This window comes from Microbacterium pasadenense, assembly GCF_047246565.1.
Lineage (GTDB): Bacteria > Actinomycetota > Actinomycetes > Actinomycetales > Microbacteriaceae > Microbacterium.
Genome location: NZ_JBFOKN010000001.1, coordinates 1,119,226 through 1,135,478, shown reverse-complemented (window position 1 = coordinate 1,135,478; position 16,253 = coordinate 1,119,226). Strand labels below are relative to the sequence as shown.

At 69.1% G+C, this 16,253-nt stretch carries 20 protein-coding genes; 12 read left to right on the top strand and 8 right to left on the bottom strand.

Annotated elements, in window-relative coordinates; all coding sequences use genetic code 11:
* Nucleotides 1–77: 77 nt before the first annotated feature.
* Genes AB3M83_RS05430 through arsB form a run of 3 tightly spaced genes read right to left on the bottom strand, consistent with a single transcriptional unit; the run spans nt 78 to nt 2,592 of the window.
* The gene (locus AB3M83_RS05430) at nt 78–482 is read right to left on the bottom strand and encodes an arsenate reductase ArsC (protein WP_412945723.1); all 405 of its coding nucleotides are present in this window, start codon (nt 480–482) and stop codon (nt 78–80) included.
* Between the two features lie 11 nt (nt 483–493).
* Entirely contained in the window at nt 494–1,495 is a 1,002-nt protein-coding gene (locus tag AB3M83_RS05425) for a metalloregulator ArsR/SmtB family transcription factor (protein WP_412945722.1), read from the bottom strand.
* The gene (arsB, locus tag AB3M83_RS05420) at nt 1,492–2,592 is read right to left on the bottom strand and encodes an ACR3 family arsenite efflux transporter (RefSeq protein ID WP_412945721.1); all 1,101 of its coding nucleotides are present in this window, start codon (nt 2,590–2,592) and stop codon (nt 1,492–1,494) included. Before arsB ends, AB3M83_RS05425 begins: the two co-directional genes overlap by 4 nt.
* A 521-nt stretch (nt 2,593–3,113) precedes the next feature.
* Here arsB and AB3M83_RS05415 point away from each other — a divergent pair.
* From AB3M83_RS05415 to AB3M83_RS05375, 9 genes are all read left to right on the top strand, one after another.
* Nucleotides 3,114–4,037 carry an ABC transporter ATP-binding protein gene (locus AB3M83_RS05415; RefSeq protein WP_412945719.1) on the top strand — a complete coding sequence of 308 codons (924 nt, stop codon included), beginning with the start codon at nt 3,114–3,116 and terminating at the stop codon, nt 4,035–4,037.
* The gene (locus tag AB3M83_RS05410; RefSeq protein ID WP_412945718.1) at nt 4,034–4,864 is read left to right on the top strand and encodes an ABC transporter permease; all 831 of its coding nucleotides are present in this window, start codon (nt 4,034–4,036) and stop codon (nt 4,862–4,864) included. The genes AB3M83_RS05415 and AB3M83_RS05410 overlap by 4 nt, the downstream gene beginning before the upstream one ends.
* Nucleotides 4,865–5,039: 175 nt before the next feature.
* A complete protein-coding gene (locus AB3M83_RS05405; protein WP_412945717.1) occupies nt 5,040–5,423 on the top strand; it encodes a YciI family protein in 384 nt (127 codons plus the stop codon).
* Nucleotides 5,423–6,115, top strand: coding sequence for an RNA polymerase sigma factor (locus AB3M83_RS05400; RefSeq protein WP_412945991.1), 693 nt, complete (start codon nt 5,423–5,425; stop codon nt 6,113–6,115). The genes AB3M83_RS05405 and AB3M83_RS05400 overlap by 1 nt, the downstream gene beginning before the upstream one ends.
* A gap of 25 nt (nt 6,116–6,140) precedes the next feature.
* Nucleotides 6,141–6,455 (top strand): DUF6596 domain-containing protein, encoded by a 315-nt coding sequence (locus AB3M83_RS05395; RefSeq protein WP_412945986.1) that lies wholly within the window; start codon nt 6,141–6,143, stop codon nt 6,453–6,455.
* Nucleotides 6,456–6,544: 89 nt separating this feature from the next.
* Nucleotides 6,545–6,712 (top strand): hypothetical protein, encoded by a 168-nt coding sequence (locus AB3M83_RS05390; protein ID WP_412945716.1) that lies wholly within the window; start codon nt 6,545–6,547, stop codon nt 6,710–6,712.
* Nucleotides 6,713–7,113: 401 nt separating this feature from the next.
* On the top strand, nt 7,114–8,313 hold the full coding sequence (locus AB3M83_RS05385) for a saccharopine dehydrogenase family protein (RefSeq protein WP_412945714.1): 1,200 nt from the start codon (nt 7,114–7,116) through the stop codon (nt 8,311–8,313).
* 175 nt (nt 8,314–8,488) lie between these two features.
* Nucleotides 8,489–9,250 carry a CGNR zinc finger domain-containing protein gene (locus AB3M83_RS05380; protein WP_412945712.1) on the top strand — a complete coding sequence of 254 codons (762 nt, stop codon included), beginning with the start codon at nt 8,489–8,491 and terminating at the stop codon, nt 9,248–9,250.
* A gap of 116 nt (nt 9,251–9,366) precedes the next feature.
* Nucleotides 9,367–9,924 (top strand): DUF421 domain-containing protein, encoded by a 558-nt coding sequence (locus AB3M83_RS05375; protein WP_412945710.1) that lies wholly within the window; start codon nt 9,367–9,369, stop codon nt 9,922–9,924.
* 71 nt (nt 9,925–9,995) lie between these two features.
* Here the strand turns inward: AB3M83_RS05375 and AB3M83_RS05370 are convergent, their stop codons facing one another.
* The 3 genes from AB3M83_RS05370 to AB3M83_RS05360 are packed head-to-tail and all read right to left on the bottom strand — an operon-like array spanning nt 9,996 to nt 11,130.
* The gene (locus AB3M83_RS05370; RefSeq protein WP_412945708.1) at nt 9,996–10,307 is read right to left on the bottom strand and encodes a DUF4235 domain-containing protein; all 312 of its coding nucleotides are present in this window, start codon (nt 10,305–10,307) and stop codon (nt 9,996–9,998) included.
* Nucleotides 10,308–10,343: 36 nt separating this feature from the next.
* Nucleotides 10,344–10,733, bottom strand: a complete 390-nt coding sequence (locus tag AB3M83_RS05365; protein ID WP_412945707.1) for a DUF3618 domain-containing protein — start codon at nt 10,731–10,733, stop codon at nt 10,344–10,346.
* Nucleotides 10,720–11,130, bottom strand: coding sequence for a phage holin family protein (locus AB3M83_RS05360; protein WP_412945706.1), 411 nt, complete (start codon nt 11,128–11,130; stop codon nt 10,720–10,722). Before AB3M83_RS05360 ends, AB3M83_RS05365 begins: the two co-directional genes overlap by 14 nt.
* A 204-nt stretch (nt 11,131–11,334) precedes the next feature.
* Here AB3M83_RS05360 and AB3M83_RS05355 point away from each other — a divergent pair, with 204 nt between their 5' ends.
* On the top strand, nt 11,335–11,526 hold the full coding sequence (locus AB3M83_RS05355; protein WP_412945705.1) for a hypothetical protein: 192 nt from the start codon (nt 11,335–11,337) through the stop codon (nt 11,524–11,526).
* A 30-nt stretch (nt 11,527–11,556) separates the two neighbouring features.
* Here the strand turns inward: AB3M83_RS05355 and AB3M83_RS05350 are convergent, their stop codons facing one another.
* A complete protein-coding gene (locus AB3M83_RS05350) occupies nt 11,557–12,045 on the bottom strand; it encodes a hypothetical protein (protein WP_412945704.1) in 489 nt (162 codons plus the stop codon).
* Between the two features lie 131 nt (nt 12,046–12,176).
* Between AB3M83_RS05350 and AB3M83_RS05345 the strand changes: the two genes are divergently transcribed.
* Entirely contained in the window at nt 12,177–13,604 is a 1,428-nt protein-coding gene (locus tag AB3M83_RS05345) for an HNH endonuclease signature motif containing protein (RefSeq protein ID WP_412945703.1), read from the top strand.
* 153 nt (nt 13,605–13,757) lie between these two features.
* Here AB3M83_RS05345 and AB3M83_RS05340 read toward each other — a convergent pair whose 3' ends face one another.
* Nucleotides 13,758–14,399: a TetR/AcrR family transcriptional regulator gene (locus AB3M83_RS05340; RefSeq protein WP_412945701.1), complete on the bottom strand. Its 642-nt coding sequence runs from the start codon at nt 14,397–14,399 to the stop codon at nt 13,758–13,760.
* Nucleotides 14,400–14,583: 184 nt separating this feature from the next.
* Between AB3M83_RS05340 and AB3M83_RS05335 the strand changes: the two genes are divergently transcribed.
* Entirely contained in the window at nt 14,584–16,245 is a 1,662-nt protein-coding gene (locus AB3M83_RS05335) for an ABC transporter substrate-binding protein (protein WP_412945700.1), read from the top strand.
* The last annotated feature ends 8 nt before the right edge of the window (nt 16,246–16,253 follow it).

The window sequence follows — 16,253 nt, the reverse complement described above, 5'->3', positions numbered from 1 at the left end:
TCTGACAACTCCCGGCCGCCAGAACGATCGATTCTGTCGATCGTGTGATCTCTGCGGATGACGTAGGAGTTGATGAATCAGGCCAGGCTGGCGACGAGCGCTTCCACTCGGCCGCGAATGTCATCGCGAACGTCGCGGACGACGTCGATGGGCTGGCCAGCCGGGTCGGTGAGCTGCCAGTCCTCGTAGCGCTTGCCGGGAAAAATCGGGCAGGCGTCGCCGCATCCCATCGTGATGACGACGTCGGCCTGGCGGACGGCGTCGGTCGTGAGGATCTGCGGGACGGCGCCGGTGAGATCGATGCCTTCCTCGGCCATGACGGCGACCGCGTTGGGATTGATGGCGTTGCCGGGCTCGCTGCCTGCGGAGAAGACGTCGATGCGGTCGCCGGCGATGTCGCGGAGGTAGCCTGCGGCCATCTGCGAGCGCCCGGCGTTGTGGACGCAGACGAAGAGGACAGCGGGCTTGGTGGTGTCAGTCATGGTGGCTCCGGTCAGCGAATGGTTGTGAGAGTGGCGAGGAGGGTGTCCACCCGGCGGGCGATGTCGTCGCGGATGGCGGCGACGCCCGCTGCGGAGGCGAGGGCGGGGTCGCCAACGGTCCAGTCCTCGTAGCGGACCCCGGGAATGATGGGGCACACGTCTCCGCAGCCCATGGTGATGACGACGTCGGCGGCCCGGACGGCGTCGTCGGTCAGCGGCTTGGGGAATCTCAGCTCCTGGTCCCCGGCGGGGATCAGTTCATCGAGGAGAGGCTGCACGTTCGGGTGGATGTCGGCGGCGGGAGCGGACCCGGCGGACCGGGCGATGATCGCCCCACCGGAGCGTTGGGCGACGAGGGCCGCGGCGAGCTGCGACCTGCCCGCGTTCGCGACGCACACGAAGAGAACCTGCCGGAGTCCGCTGTCACGGCTGCGGGTGATGTCGATGAGCCGCTGACGCGCGAACCGCTCGGCGAGTGACAGCAGGTGGGTTCTCACCCGCGCCGTATTCGCGAGGGATGCGTAGGACTCACGGACGATGGTCGCGATCAGCCCTGCGCTGAGGCTCGGGTAGAGCCCGCCGAGGGCTTCTGCGAGGTGGGTGAGGGCGTCGTCGACGTCCTCGAGCCCAGCCTGCTCCGGCCGGACGGTCGGGGTGACGGCCGCGGGCGCGAACGAGTCGAGGAGGGTGGTGACGGCGGGGCGGAGGGCGGGAGCGATCCGGTACCAGACCCACGTTCCGCGTCGTTCGGATGACAAGACGCCGGTGTCTCGCAGCACTTTCAGGTGGTGCGACACGGTCGGCTGTGACACGTCGGCGAGCTCGGCAAGGTCGCACACGCAGGACTCCCCGCGGGGGTCGGTGGCGATCGCGGAGAGCATCCGCAGTCGCAGAGGGTCTGACAGGGCTTTCAACGTGGTGGCGAGGGCGGTGGCTGCGGCATCCCCGATGGCATGGGTCGACGAGGGCGCGCAGATGTCGTCGTTCGCGGCGGGGGTGAGTGTGGAGCTCATCGTCGAGCCCTTTCGGTGACTGCTTCTTCGGGGAGTGCGTAGGGGTCGGTGCGGAACCAGGTGCGCGCAGTCCACAGGGAGACGTAGACCAGCCCGACGAGCACCGGTACCTCGATGAGTGGTCCGACGACGCCGGCCAGGGCCTGGCCTGAAGCGGCACCGAACGTGCCGATCGCGACGGCGATGGCCAACTCGAAGTTGTTCCCTGCGGCGGTGAAAGCAAGCGTCGAGGACCGGGCGTAGCCCAGCCCGAGCGTCTTCCCGGTGAGCAGCCCAACGAACCACATCACGGCGAAGTACACGAGCAGCGGGACGGCGATGCGGACCACGTCCCACGGTCGCGACGTGATCTGCTCACCCTGCAGGGCGAACAGCAGCACGATTGTGAACAGCAACCCGTACAGCGCCCACGGCCCGATCTTGGGCAGGAACGTTCCCTCATACCAGGCGCGCCCCATGCGGCGTTCGCCGATGAAACGTGAGGCGAACCCGGCGACGAGGGGCACACCGAGGAACACGAGGACGTTCACCGCGATCTGCCAGATGGAGATATCGAGACCCTGGCTGTCGAACCCGAGCCAGCCGGGCAGGACGGTGAGGTAGAACCATCCCAGGATGGAGAACGCGACGACCTGGAACACGGAGTTGATCGCGACGAGGACAGCAGCGGCCTCCCGGTCGCCGCAGGCGAGGTCGTTCCAGATGACGACCATGGCGATGCATCGGGCCAGACCGACGATGATCAGTCCCGTCCGATACTCCGGGAGGTCGGGCAGGAACATCCAGGCGAGAGCGAACATGAGCGCGGGGCCGGCGATCCAGTTGAGCGCGAGCGACGAGATCAGCAGCTTCGTGTCCCCCGTGACCGCGGCGACTTTGTCGTAGCGGACCTTCGCGAGAACCGGGTACATCATGATCAGCAGCCCGAGCGCGATCGGCACGGAGATGCCCCCCACCTCGAGATGGGACAGGAGCTCCGACAAACCAGGGATGAATCGACCGAGGAGGATGCCCCCGACCATCGCGAGACCGATCCAGAGGGGCAGCCACCGGTCGAGTGTCGACAGTCGGCGGGCCGCGGGCGCAGCGACGCTCACGCCAACTCCGCCTGACGTGCGAGCCAGCTGGGTTCCCGGGCGGCGAGGTACTGCTTCGCGTCCTGCGCCACGGCGGCGAGCTCGATCTGTTGAATCGACATGTGTCTATATTGACAGATGCCTATACACGACGCAACGGGAGCGCGGAGCAGTCCACGGTCGACGTCGGCGCGACCGCGGTGGCATCCTGCCTCCACCCGCGGCGTTCGGTCTGGTTGCCGCGCGCCTACGCCGGCAGCCGACGCGGGCGTACCATGCTGACCATGCGGTCAGCCGGGGAGGCCAACCTCGCACCAGCGCCCGTCTGGGGCGCTGATGCAGGGTGCGTGGCCGCGGGAGTCGAGCTGCTCGGTCGCGGCACAGATCGCGACGCCTTGCTCCGCCGCGCGACGGATGAAGCGTGCGGCCGCGGAATGGGGCCGCGCAGCGACAAGGGCGACGGCGACCCGAATCAGGATCCGGATCCTCCGATGGCGATCATGCCATCCGATCCCGCAACCTGATTCGGAAGGAACCACGCCATGACATTGGCGATCCAGACCCGTGCGCTCGCGAAGCGCTACGGGTCGCACACCGCGCTGGACGGACTCGACCTGCGGGTCGAGCGGGGCAGCGTGTTCGGGCTCATCGGCCCCAATGGGGCGGGCAAGACGACCACCCTGCGCCTGCTGTTGGACATCATCCGCCCGACTGCCGGCGAGATCACGGTACTGGGCGAGAATCCGCAAGCTGCGGGAGCGAGCCTGCGCCGCCGGATCGGCTACGTCCCCGGGGAGCTCCGCCTGGAAGGCCGCATCAAAGGGGGCGCTCTGCTGAAGCACCTCGCTGAGATCAGCGGCCCGGTCCGGTCCGGATCAGTCGAGCATCTGGCCGCACGACTGGACCTGGACCTCACACGTCCCGTGCGCATGCTCTCGAAGGGGAACAGGCAGAAGCTCGGCCTCGTGCAGGCCTTCATGCATGAGCCGGAACTACTGGTGCTCGACGAGCCTACGAGCGGCCTCGACCCGCTGGTGCAGCGCGAGTTCCTCGTGATGCTGCGCGAAGCACGCCATGCCGGTCAGACCGTGCTGCTGAGCTCACATGTGCTCAGCGAGATCCAGCAGGCAGCCGACGATGTCGTCGTCCTCGCGGGCGGCCGGGTCGTCGCGGAGGGCGCGGTGGCGGCGCTTCGGCTCGCCGGCGTCCGCCGCATCCGTGCCACGCTCGCCGCAACGACAGCCGATGCGGTGCGGTCCCAGCTGGAGGCGCTGCCCGGCCTCGAAGACGTCGACGTCACGGCCGCGCCAGGCGACCTCGTGCGAGTGTCGGCGACCGCCCGCGGGGATATCGATCCCGTCATCCGCGCCTTCGCGACAGCCACGATCCGAGACCTCACCGTTGAGGAACCGGATCTGGAGGAGTCGGTGCTCGATCTGTATGCCCGGACGGAGGCGCCGTCATGACTGTCGTCGCTACCTCAACCGGCCGCACGATGCGCGCGGCCTTGCCTGTCTTCCGAGGTTGGCTCACCGAGGGGTGGCGTGGTCTGATCGGCTGGGGGGTCGGACTGACCGCTGTGGCGCTCGTCTACCTGCCTCTGTTCCCGACGATGCAGTCACCCGAGCTGTCGGGGCTGATCGAGACACTGCCCCAGGAGCTCGTCCGCACGCTCGGGTACGAGAACATCACTTCCGGAGCGGGTTACGCCCAAGCGACGTTCTTCGGTCTCATCGGATTCGTGCTGATGACGATCGCCGCGATCGGCTGGGGCACGTCCTTCATCGCCGGGGCGGAGGAGTCGGGGCGCTTGGAGCTGACCTTGGCGCACGGCGTCGGACGGGTGCAGTTCGCGCTCGAAAGCGCCGCCGCACTGGTGGTGAAGCTGCTCACGCTCGGACTGGTCGCCCTGCTGGTGGTGGGGGCGGTGAACGGACCCGCAGAGCTCGAGTTGGTCCCAGTGAACCTGCTCGCCGTGACCAAGGCGCTCGTCGGCGTGGCGCTGCTCGCCGGCACCGCCGCGCTCGCCGGCGGAGCACTCACCGGACGCCGCATCTGGGGAATCGGGGCCGGATCGGCGGTCGCCGTGGGCGGGTATGTGCTGCAGGCGATCGCGAACAACAGTGACGACCTCGACTGGCTCCGGGTGCTCTCACCCTTCGATTGGGCATTCGGTGAGGCACCCCTCGCCACCGGGATGGACTGGACCGGGCTCGCCCTCCTGTGGGGCGGATCGGGGGTGCTGATCGCGGTCGCCTCCATCGGGCTCGCCCGCCGAGACGTCCTCGGCTGACCGACCGCTGGCGGGCGCTCAGGTGGAATGAGCGCGCGGCCGGGATCCGACGCGCGCCGTCACGCTCGGCGCGGGGCGGGCGCTTCGTCTTGCGCGCCTTACTGCCGCGTGTCGATCGGGCGACCGCTCGTTCGTCATCCTGGTGTCGATTCACCACGAACAGAAGGATACGAACATGCGCTACTCACTTCTCCTCCACTATCCCGAGATGACTGCCGAGCAGCTCGGACCCGAGGCCCTCTCCGAGGGCATGCGGGCTTTCGACGCCTACGTCACAGCGCTCGACGCGGCGGGCGTGCTGGTCGGAGCCGGTGTGCTGCGGCCGGTTTCAGCCACGACCACCCTCACCCTCACCGGCGGCGAGCTCGTGGTCCAGGACGGGCCCTTCGCAGACACGCACGAGAAGCTGGGCGGCGTCTTCGACATCGATGTCGCCGACCTCGACGCCGCGATCCATTGGGCTCAGCAGGCGCCGCCCGCGGCCTACGGCCACGTCGAGATCCGTCCCGTCGCGACCTGGGTCGTAGACGGCCACTGGACGTCGTACGACCATCACTGATGCCCGACACGGACCGAGCGATCGAGCAGGTCGTACGCAGGTCGTACGGCCGGCTCGTCGCGCTCCTGTCCGCGGGCACACGCGACATCGCACTCGCCGAGGACGCCCTCGCGGACGCGCTCGAGCGAGGTCTCACACGGTGGCCGGTCGATGGGATTCCCGACAATCCCGAGGGGTCGCTCCTCGCTGTGGCGCGCAACCGCCTGCGCGACCTGCTCGGCGCCGCCGCCCGCAGGACCTCAGTTGCACTCCAAGAGGGGGTGGATGCCGTGGACGAACGCGATGTCGACGCGTGGGTCACCCGCGCAGACAGCATCCCGGATCGGCGGCTCGAGCTGCTGTTCGTGTGCGCGCATCCCGCGATCGATGCGGGCATTCGCACCCCGCTCATGCTGCAAGCCGTGTTCGGGTTCGACGCAGCCCGGATCGGAGCCGCCTTCGACGTCGGAGCCGACGCGATGGCGCAGCGACTCGTTCGCGCCAAGCGGCGCATTCGCGACGCCGGCATCGCGTTCCGGATCCCGACGCGCGGCGAGATGCCCGGCCGGCTCCGCGCCGTGCTCGAGGCGATCTACGGCGCATACACGATCGAGTGGCTCGACCAGGGCGACGCGTACCGCGACTCGCTCGCCGACGAGGCGCGGTGGCTCGCCGTCCTGTTGGCGACGCTGCTCGAGAGAGGGTCGGCCTGATGCCGAGGCGTGGGGGCTCGCCGCACTGCTCACGCTCGCGCAATCACGCGCCCCCGCCCGCGTCGGCAGCCCCTGGCCGGGGATCGACGCGCAGGACATCACCCTGTGGGACACCGCGCTGATCGCCGAAGGGGAGGCCCTTCTCCGCCGAGCCGCGTCACTCGACGCGCCCCTCGGTCGCTTCCAACTGGAGGCGGCGATCCAATCCGTGCACTGCGACCGGGCGCGCACCGGAGAAGTCGACCGGAAGTCGCTCGTCGCCCTGCACCGTGGGCTCGCCGGCGTCGCACCGACCCGCGGCGGCCTCGAAGCGCTCGAGGCAGTACTCCGAGAGAGCTGACTCCGTGAGGCGAGTACGTGCCGCTGTCGAGCGGTGCCTGGGAGAGAGATCGGCATACGCTGTCGGTGATACCGACCGAAGGATCCGCCGTGTCCCACGAGAACACTCCTGACCACCACATCCCGGCCGCCGATGAGCCGAGCGTTCCTGAACTCGAAGATGACGCGACTGTCGCGCCCCGGCCGGAGGAGGAGATCGCCGACGTGCTGCGCGCCGAGCCCGATCTCGAGGACCACCGTCGGCATCCAGAGCCCTGATCCGTGTCAGGTAGCGGTCGGCTCGACCAGCGTCGACGCCACCTCCGTAGGCTGACGGGATGAAGGCGCGCGCAACGGACCCGCGAACGTGTCCGACGTGCGGCGACCCTCTCGCCTTCGAGATTCTCGACGACGAACGATTCCTCGTCGCATGGTCCTGCGTGAATTGCGGTCTGATCCGGACCACCGAACCGGTTTGAGCCGATCAGCCGACCTCATCGAAGCTCGCACGACGAGTCACACCGACTTTGCGCGTGGACTGTTGTTCTCATTCGCGACGGCCTGTCGCAGCCGCACCCTTCGCTCGGCCCCTTGTGAGCCCGGATTGCGGGGCCGGAAACCTGTCAGCCCCCGCCGTCGGCCGGAGCGCTCCAGACGACGACCGCGTACCCTCGCGTGACATGAGCGACAACAACCGCGACTATGACATCGTCCTGCTCGGAGCGTCGGGGTTCGTGGGTCGATTCACGGCCCGGCATCTGGCGGAGTCGGCACCGGACGGCGCGCGGATCGCGATCGCGGGACGATCCCGCTCCCGGTTGCAGGACGTCAATCGAGACCTCGGCGTCGACTGGCCGATCCTCGAGGTCGATACCGGCGACGAAGCCGCCGTCGCCCGACTCGCGGCATCCACCACGGTGGTCGCGACGACCGTCGGCCCCTACCTGCGCCACGGCATGGGCGTCGCCGCCGCGTGCGCCCGCGCCGGCACTTCCTACGCCGACCTGGCCGGTGAGAGCGTCTTCGTCGCGCGCAGCGTCGAACGCAACCACGACGCCGCAGCCGACAGCGGTGCTCGGATCGTCCACTCGTGCGGCTTCGACTCGATCCCCTCCGACCTGGGGCTGGGCCTCGCACACGCAGCCGCCGGCGGGGTGCCGATCGTCGCCGCGACCCTGCGGATCGGGTCTCTGCGCGGAGGCGTCAGTGGCGGCACCATCGACTCCCTGCGTCAGCAGATGCAAGAAGCGAGAACGGATGCCGCGGCCCGCCGACTCGTCGGCGACCCCTATGCGCTGACGCCCGGACCGTCTGTCCGCCTCCCCGGGCACCATGCCACCCGTTGGGGCAAGGAGCGTGGTGCCTGGCAGGCACCGTTCGTGATGGGTGCCTACAACCAGCAGATCGTCCAGCGCAGCAATTACCTGACCGGATGGAGCTACGGGCAGCTCATGCAGTACCGCGAGGTCGTCGCCACCGGCCGCGGGCCCGCCGGCTTCGCGCGTGCCGCGGGAATCGCCGCGGGGACCGCGGCCCTCGTCGCCGGGCTGTCGTTCCCGCCGACGCGTGCACTGCTCGACCGAGTACTTCCCGCTCCGGGGAGCGGACCGAGCTCGGACGCGATCGAGCGCGGTCGCTTCGCGCTCGACGTCGACGTCTATCCCGTCGACGGTCCGCCCGTCCGCACGCGGGTGGCCGCGCCCTTCGACCCCGGCTACGGAGGCACCGGCGTCATGCTCGGCGAGTCAGCGCTCAGCCTCGCGTTCGACGACCTTCCCGAGCACGCCGGCGTGCTGACGCCGATGGTCGCGATGGGCCAGTCGTTGGCGTCGCGGCTCCGCTCGCAGGGCTTCACCCTGGACGTCGGCGCCGTCCGCTGACCGGCGCACGCTGGGCGGCGGGCCCGCCTCATACCGGATGGCGCCGCCGGACCGCATTGCTCAGCCGCGTCGCCGCCGCGGCGCCTTGTCATGACACCTCCGAAGTACTTTGATTGGTGTCATGACACGACCGACGATCCAGCCATCCGGGTCCGCCGTGCTCCTGCGTGACTTCGTGAACAGCGTGGAGTGGCAAGAGGACGAGGACGCATGGGTGACGCCGGCTGATCTATCGGACTGGCTGCGCCGGCACACCGATCGGCATCCGTCGTCCGTCACGGCCGATGACCTTGCACTAGCTCGTCGAATCAGAGAGGGCCTGCGCGAGGTCTTTCTGACGCATGCCGGCCACGCCGCCCTCCCGACGTCGATCGACGACCTGAACCACGCGTTGACGTCCATCCCGCTGCGGCTGAATTTCACCGCCGACGGGACCCCTCGGATATCCGCCCACGCGAGCAGCGAACCGGTGACGCCGCTGATCGTCATCCTCGAAGCACTCGCCACCGCTCGAACCGACGGTGGCTGGAACAGACTGAAGGCATGCTCACGGGATTCCTGCCGATGGGCGTACTGGGACTCCTCCCGCAACGCATCCGGCCGGTGGTGCTCGATGGCCGGCTGCGGCAACTACATCAAGATGCGCCGCCGGAACGACGCCGAAGGACGGTCAGCCGACACGATCCCGGCGGCCGAGTGCGGCACCAGGACGCCCAGGCTGATCGACGTCGCCGGACGTGCGGGGGTCTCGATCAAGACGGTCTCGAACGTGGTCAATGGCGCGAGCACGGTTGCCGATTCGACCCGCCTTCGGGTGCAGGCGATCGTCGACGAGTTGGGCTACCGGCCGAACCTGGCTGCACGGGAGCTCGCGACCAGCCGCGGGCGGGGCGCGGCGGATCCACCGAGCTCGCACGAGTCCGCTGACGCTGGCTAGCGAGCCAAGTACGTGCCCGACCGAGGAGCAGCTTGCCTACTCGGCCCCGCCTAACGCGTCGTGCCCGCCGGGGCAACCCGGTCCTGCGCCGCGCACGGGCCTCGTAGCCTGCCGGCATGTGGTTCGACACTTGGTCTGATGTGGTCCGCGTGGTGCTGGTCGGAGGGGCGTCGTACGTCTCCCTCGTGATCATGATCCGGCTGGCCGGCAAACGCACCCTCGCACAGCTGAACGCCTTCGACCTCGTGGTCACGGTGGCGATCGGATCCGTCCTCGCCACCGTCCTCCTCACGGCGGACGTCTCGTTCACCGAGGGCCTGACGGCGATCATCCTGCTGCTCGCCCTGCAGGTCATCGTCGCGGCCGCCATCACGGTCTCTCGTCGCTTCCGGCGGGCGGCGACCGCGTCCGCGACCTTCCTCCTCCGCGATGGCGTCATCGATCACGCCGCAGCCCGGCGTCACCGCATCACCTCCGCCGCGATCCTGCAGGCCATCAGGTCGAGCGGGCAGGGGGACGTCTCCTCGGTGGCGGCCGTCGTGCTCGAGAGCAATGGAACACTGAGCGTCATCCCGAAGAGCGACATCGGCGACGCGTCGAGCCTGGCCGACGTGGGAACGCCCGACCGCAGCGTCTCGGACGCCGGCCGCGGTGGCGCGGCGCGGAAGGGGTAGCTTCGCCGCGCCCCCGGCGGACGGTCCAGCCGGACCGCGCCCGTGGGTCCCGCGATGAGCGGGCGGACGATTCAGTCGCCCGGCCACTCCCCTGTCGCACGCTCGAAGGCGCGTGCTCCGCCGCGGTCGACCAGGGCCTTGACCAGGGCGAACAGCGCCCCCTGCAGCGCGGCCGCGATGAGGACCTGGCCGAGCCCGAACTCCGACTCGAGCGCCTTCGGACTGTCCTCGCGGTGCCCGGGACTCGCGCGCTTCCAGATCTGTTTGAACACGACCCCGGCGAGCGCACCGCTCACCATGCCGCTGACCAGGCCGATCGGTCGGTACAGGAGCTTCGCCGACGTGCTCGACTTCTTTCCCGCAGACGCCTTCTTCTTCGCCATGAGATGCCTTTCGCAGAGGTGGACGGGTGGGCGGAGTCAGGCTCGACCGCGACGGACGACACCGAACAGGACGAGCCCGATCACGGCGGCCGCGACGCCGACCGTGATCCAGCCCGTCCGGTTGGGCTTCCCCGACGGGTCGGTGAGGGCGTCCTTCGCCTGGTGCGCGTACGTCACCGCCTGGTCTCGCGCGTCATCGACACGGGCGGCCACATCGGTCTTGACCTTGTCGACCTGATGCTTCGCCCGGGCTTTCACGTCGAGCCTCTCGGCGAGGTTCTCGACGGTGGCGCCCAATTCGTTCCGGGTGCGCTCGATGTCGGCTTCGATCTCCTGGATCGACGCGCCCTTCTCGGGTTCGGGGACGGATGCGGCGACGGATGCCGTCGTCGGCACCCCCGCACGCTGCGAGTCAGGGGTTGTCATGATGGCTGCGCTCCTTCACCGTGTTGATGTCCTGCTTCACGTTGTCGATGGTCCGATCGGGCGCCGGCGAGAGATCGGACACCTTCTTCTTCCCCGCCAGCGCCGCGACGCCGGCCGCGATGAAGAGGACCAGGGTCACGATAAGGGCCGCCACCCACGCCGGGACGACGAGCGACAGCGCGAGGATGCCGGTCGCGATCAGCGACCCCAGTCCGAACAGCGCCAGGATGCCTCCCGCGCCGAGGAAGCCGACGCCCATCCCGCCCTGCTTGGCTTTCGCGGCGAGCTCGGCCTGAGCCAGGCGCATCTCGTCTCGCACCAGTCTCGATGTCTGGTTCGCGAGCTGAGAGATCAGCTCAGCCGTGGACGGCTCGGACGGCGATCTGTGTGAAGTCATGGTCTGCTCCGGATCCGCTCTGGGGACGATGCCAAGCTCTCAACCGTGCCGCCGTCTGGCGACCAGGTTGACGATCGCTGACGGCGCGAGTAAGGAGCGACGAAGCGGCATCCTCACGTCGACACGGCCCCCCGCTCCGGAGGCGCCGCCCGAGCGCGAGCTGGCGGCCGCGCCGGGTCCGGTGTTCGGGCGAGCCGCTCGGAAGTGGCCGCCGGCACGTTGGGCGTCGTGCGCGCGAAGCTGCTGAAGGTCCGGCCGTCGTCGCCGGTTCTGATCGTGACGCAGACGGTGCGCCTGGGCTCCCGGTCGCTCTACCCCGCCGAGATCATCCTCCGCACGGAGGCGGGGCCGCTCGACATCGCCCATTTCCCGGGACGCGGGCACCTGCCCGCGTGACGGCGGCGGCGGGGTCGCGCCGGGCCGTGGTCAGGGCGCGGGCACCGGCAGGACGATCGTGGTCGGTGCGCCGTCCGGGTCCAGGCGGTAGGTCACGACGATGTTCGCTGGGCCGGCGAGCGTGTAGCGCGAGACGAGCGTGAACCCGCTCGCCTCGCCCGCGCGCACTGTGAACGGCGCCGTGGGGACGTCGCGCAGCCGTCGTTCGTCGAGGTCGGTGAAGCCGCGGATCTCGACCGCGTAGGCGATCCCTGGACCGTCGTTCGTGAGGAGCCAGGTGTCCCCCGCGTGATGACGCACCGAGAAGTTCGCGCCGGCGGCATCCCGGATGCCTGGAAGGGCGTGCGGGCCGGCGCGATGCGAGGCCGCGGCGAGCGACGCGCGCTGCTGTGCGTCCTTCGCCCGGCGGTTGTTGAGCAGGGTGAGGTAGCCGAACACGATGGCGACCAGGACCGCCGCGACCGCCGCGCCGGACCCGACCCACTGCGCCCACAGGGAGGCCGATTCGTATGTCGTCACAGCCGACAGGCTAGTGAGTGATCGGGCGATCATCACCTCCGTCACTGGATGCGAGATCTCTCATCTGCAGGCCTGTGGATAACTGTCGGATCGGCCGGTTCGATGTCGGAGGCCCTCACCAGAATGAGGGTATGAACACCCCGTCCGAGCAGGTCCCGCGTGACGCGTATGTCGCGTCGCTCGCGGGGATCGTCGCGGACGTCGAGGCTGTGAATCGTGACATCGCGGCGGCTCAGATCCGCGAGCTGCGGGTCCTCGCCCGGGCGGGTCAGCTCGCGGAGGAGCAGGCGGTCGGCAGTGGGTCTCGGGTGCGAGTGCACGACATGGCGCTCCGGTCGATCGCGGCGGAGGTCGGCGGGGTCATGCGCACCACCGACCGGACCGTGCAGCGCCGGATCGACGAGGCCCGCACCATCGTGGAAGGCTACCCGGCCGCGCTGGGTGCGTGGGAAGCGGGGCGGATCACCCGCGGTCACGTGCTGGTCATCGTGGACACCGGGGGTGTCGTGCCGGTCGAGCTGCGACCCGAATTCGAAGCCGCCGCGATCAGCCGCTGCGAACAGGACACCCCGAACCGGGTGCGCGCGGAGCTCGAGATCCTCGCGCAACGGCTGCACCCCCGCTCTTTCACGGAACGGCACGAAGAAGCCGCCGCCAAGCGGTGTGTGAGGTTGATGCCCGGACGGGACGGGATGTCGGACCTGATCGCGACACTCCCCACGGTGATCGCGGAGGGCATCCACGACCGGCTCACCCAGCAGGCCCGCGCGATCATCGACACCCGCACCGAACGAGCAGCGACAGCTGCCGACCGCCGCGCGACCGAACGGGTAGGAACCGGCGCTTTCAGGAACGGTGACGGTGCGACAGGCAGTGCACTCGGCGACGGCACGACGGACGCCGTGGACGTGGTGGCAACGGACACGCGTCCGATCGACCAGGTCCGCGCCGACGTGTTCGCCGACCTGCTGCTCGCCGGCACACCCGCCCTCGACGACACGATCGACACCAGCGCGGGTCCACTCGGCGCGATCCGCGCCCGCGTCCAGATCGTGCTGCCCGCCTCCTGCCTCGACGGCACCGGTCAGGCACCCGTGGACCTGATGGGACGATCACCCATCGACGCGGCAACCGCCCGCACGCTCGCCGGATCGGTGGGGATCTGGGAACGGATGTTCACCGACCCGGTCACCGGCACCACCGTCGCCGTCGACTCGTACCGGGTTCCGCTGCCGATGCGCCGGTACCTGCAGGCGAGGGACCAGCACTGCCGGTTCCCCGGCTGCCGGGTGCCCGCGATCCGCTGCGAGATCGACCACACCCACGACCACGCCCTCGGCGGCAGAACCGAACTCCGAAACCTCGCCCACCTGTGTCAACGGCACCATTCCATGAAGCAGTTCACCGCCTGGCGGGTCCGACAACTCCAGGGTGGCGTCCTGGAATGGACCTCACCCGCCGGCAGGACCTACCGCGAAGACGCACCCACCCCCGCCGTCGCCTTCACACCTGCCACCGGACCCGACACCACCGACCGCACCGACACCCCACCCTTCTGACCCGGACGCTGGCACACCGCCACCGCGCGCGGACCGTCCGCCGGCTCAGCGCCCCCGCACGCAGAGACAACACCACGCCCAGCCGCGCCGCACGCAGCCGCGCCGCCGCACCCGCGCATCCCCGCAGGTCGGGGCGCGACGATCAGGTCCCGATCACGCCGATTCGCCGATCACCGATGCCCGGGGCTGCAGTACCGCGCCCATGATCGCCTCGATGGCGAACTCGGACGCCCGCCCGAGATCGACGGCCGTCGGATCGAGAAGCCACTGCACCTGCAGGCCGTCCATCACGGCCAGGATGCTGGCCGCAGCATCCGCCACCGATGTCGGATCGACGACGCCGCGCTCGGCGCAGACGGCCTCGAACGCCGCCGTCACCTCGACGCGCAGGTTCCGGTAGCGCTCCTGGAAGTAGTCGCGACCGGGATGCCCGTCGGTCACCGACTCGGCCGACAGCACCGCGAACGCCTGCACGATGCCGGCGCGGCGCGCATTCGCGAACGCGGTGCGCACCAGATGGCGGAAGAGCTCGATCCCGCCCGGGATGTGCTGCCCTTCCAGGCCCGCGACGTCGGTTTCATCCCGGTGCGTCAGCACTTCGAGCAGCAGCGCCTCCTTCGACCCGAAGTGATGCAGGATGCCGGCATGCGTCATGCCGACCTGGTCGGCGATGTCCTGCAACGTCCCTCCGCTGAAGCCCTTCGCGCCGAAGATATCCACAGCGGCACTGATGATCTCACGACGACGCACGAGCGTCTCGGGGCGCGAACGCGGCTGGCGTCGGGAATCGACCATGATGCCCCTCTCGTGGGATGCCGGATCAGAGTTTACGCACGTCGCCGACACGACCCGCGGGCGTGGGGAGTTGTGCACTTACTTACTTGATTGTAAGTTCTCCAATGCAATCACACTCAGCGCCGAGTGCCACTTCCCTTCGGAAGCTCCGCGGCGCCGGGAACCCACTCACGAAGGAGAAGCAATGAGGCTTAAGACCTCCCTCGCCGCAGCAGGTCTCACCGCGGCACTGATCCTCACCGGCTGCGCGGCCGGCGGGGCGAGCACCAACACCAACAGCAGTGAACCCGGCGCCGCCCTCACGATCGCCAAGCCCGATGGCGCCATCACCACCGAATCGCACAACCCGTACCTCGGCGACTCGTCGGCGTCGAAGTACGGTTACGCCAAGGTCATGTTCGAACCGCTCGCGCTGGTCAACCCGACCGGCGACCTCGGCACGACTCCCTGGCTCGCCGAGTCCGTCGAGTGGAACGAGGACTACACGCAGCTCACTGTCGTCCCCCGCAGCGGAGTCACCTGGAGCGACGGCACCGATTTCACCGCTGACGACATCGTCTTCACCTTCGAGCAGTACGTGAGCGGCGCACTGACCGACAGCGCCGGCCTCAAGATCGAGGACATCACCGCCGACGGGGACGCCATCACCATCACCTTCGCCGACTCGAAGTACACCGCCCAGGCCCGCGTGCTCCACACCCCGATCGTCCCGAAGCACATCTGGGAGAACATCGCCGACCCGAACACCGACCCGCTCACCGACGACGGCCTCGCCGTCGGCACCGGACCGTACGTCCTGGACAACTGGTCGACCGAGTCTGTGACCCTCACCGCGAACCCCGACTACTGGGGCGGCGAGCTGTCCGTCCCTGCACTGAACTACGTCTCCTACGGCGACAACGCCGCGCTCACCACCGCCCTCGTCTCCGGCGAAGCGGACTGGGCACAGGCCTTCATTCCGCAGATCGAGTCCAGCTACCTGTCAGCCGACGAGCACAACCAGTTCCTCGTCTCTCCCACCGCGGGTGCCGGCACGCTGTTCATGAACCTGCAGACCAAGCCGTTCAACGACCCCGCCCTGCGCGAGGCGCTCGCCTGGACGATCGACCGTCAGGCGTACGTCGACATCGCCCGCGAAGGTGCGAGCGAGCCGGTCTGGAACGTCACGGGCCTCGGCGAGCTGCTCGAGGGCGAAGTGATCGACGAGTACAAGGGCGTGGATTACTCCGTCGACGTCGACAAGGCCAGGCAGGTGCTCACCGATGCCGGCTACACGTGGGAGAGCGACACGCTCATCGACCCCGACGGCGAGGCGGTGTCGTTCTCCATCTCTGTCCCCGCAGGCTGGAGCGACTGGAACACCGAGCAGGCGCTGCTCGCCGAGGAACTCGACGAAGCCCTCGGCATCGAGGTCAAGGTCGACCAGCCCGACTGGGGTGGGTGGGACGCCGCTCGCCAGGAGGGCACGTTCCAGGCGATCATCCACTGGCTCGAAGACACCGGCAACGCCTACGGTCTGTACACCTCGACGATGGACCCCAAGTGGATCGTCGACGACAAGGCGGCGTTCAACTTCGGTCGCTTCGACGACCCGAAGGTCACCGACGCCCTGAACACCTACGCCAACGCAGCATCCGACGAGGACCGTCAGGCCGCCAGCGCCGTGCTCCAGACCGCGTTCGCCGAGCAGGTGCCCGCCATCCCGCTCGGTGCGCACCCTCTGCTCGGCGAGTTCAACACGCGCAACTATGTGGGCTGGCCCTCGGAGGACGACCAGTACGCGTCCGCCGACCCGACACAGCCGGGCATCGTCCAGGTCCTCACACAGCTCGAGCCCGCCGAGTAGTCCCCCCG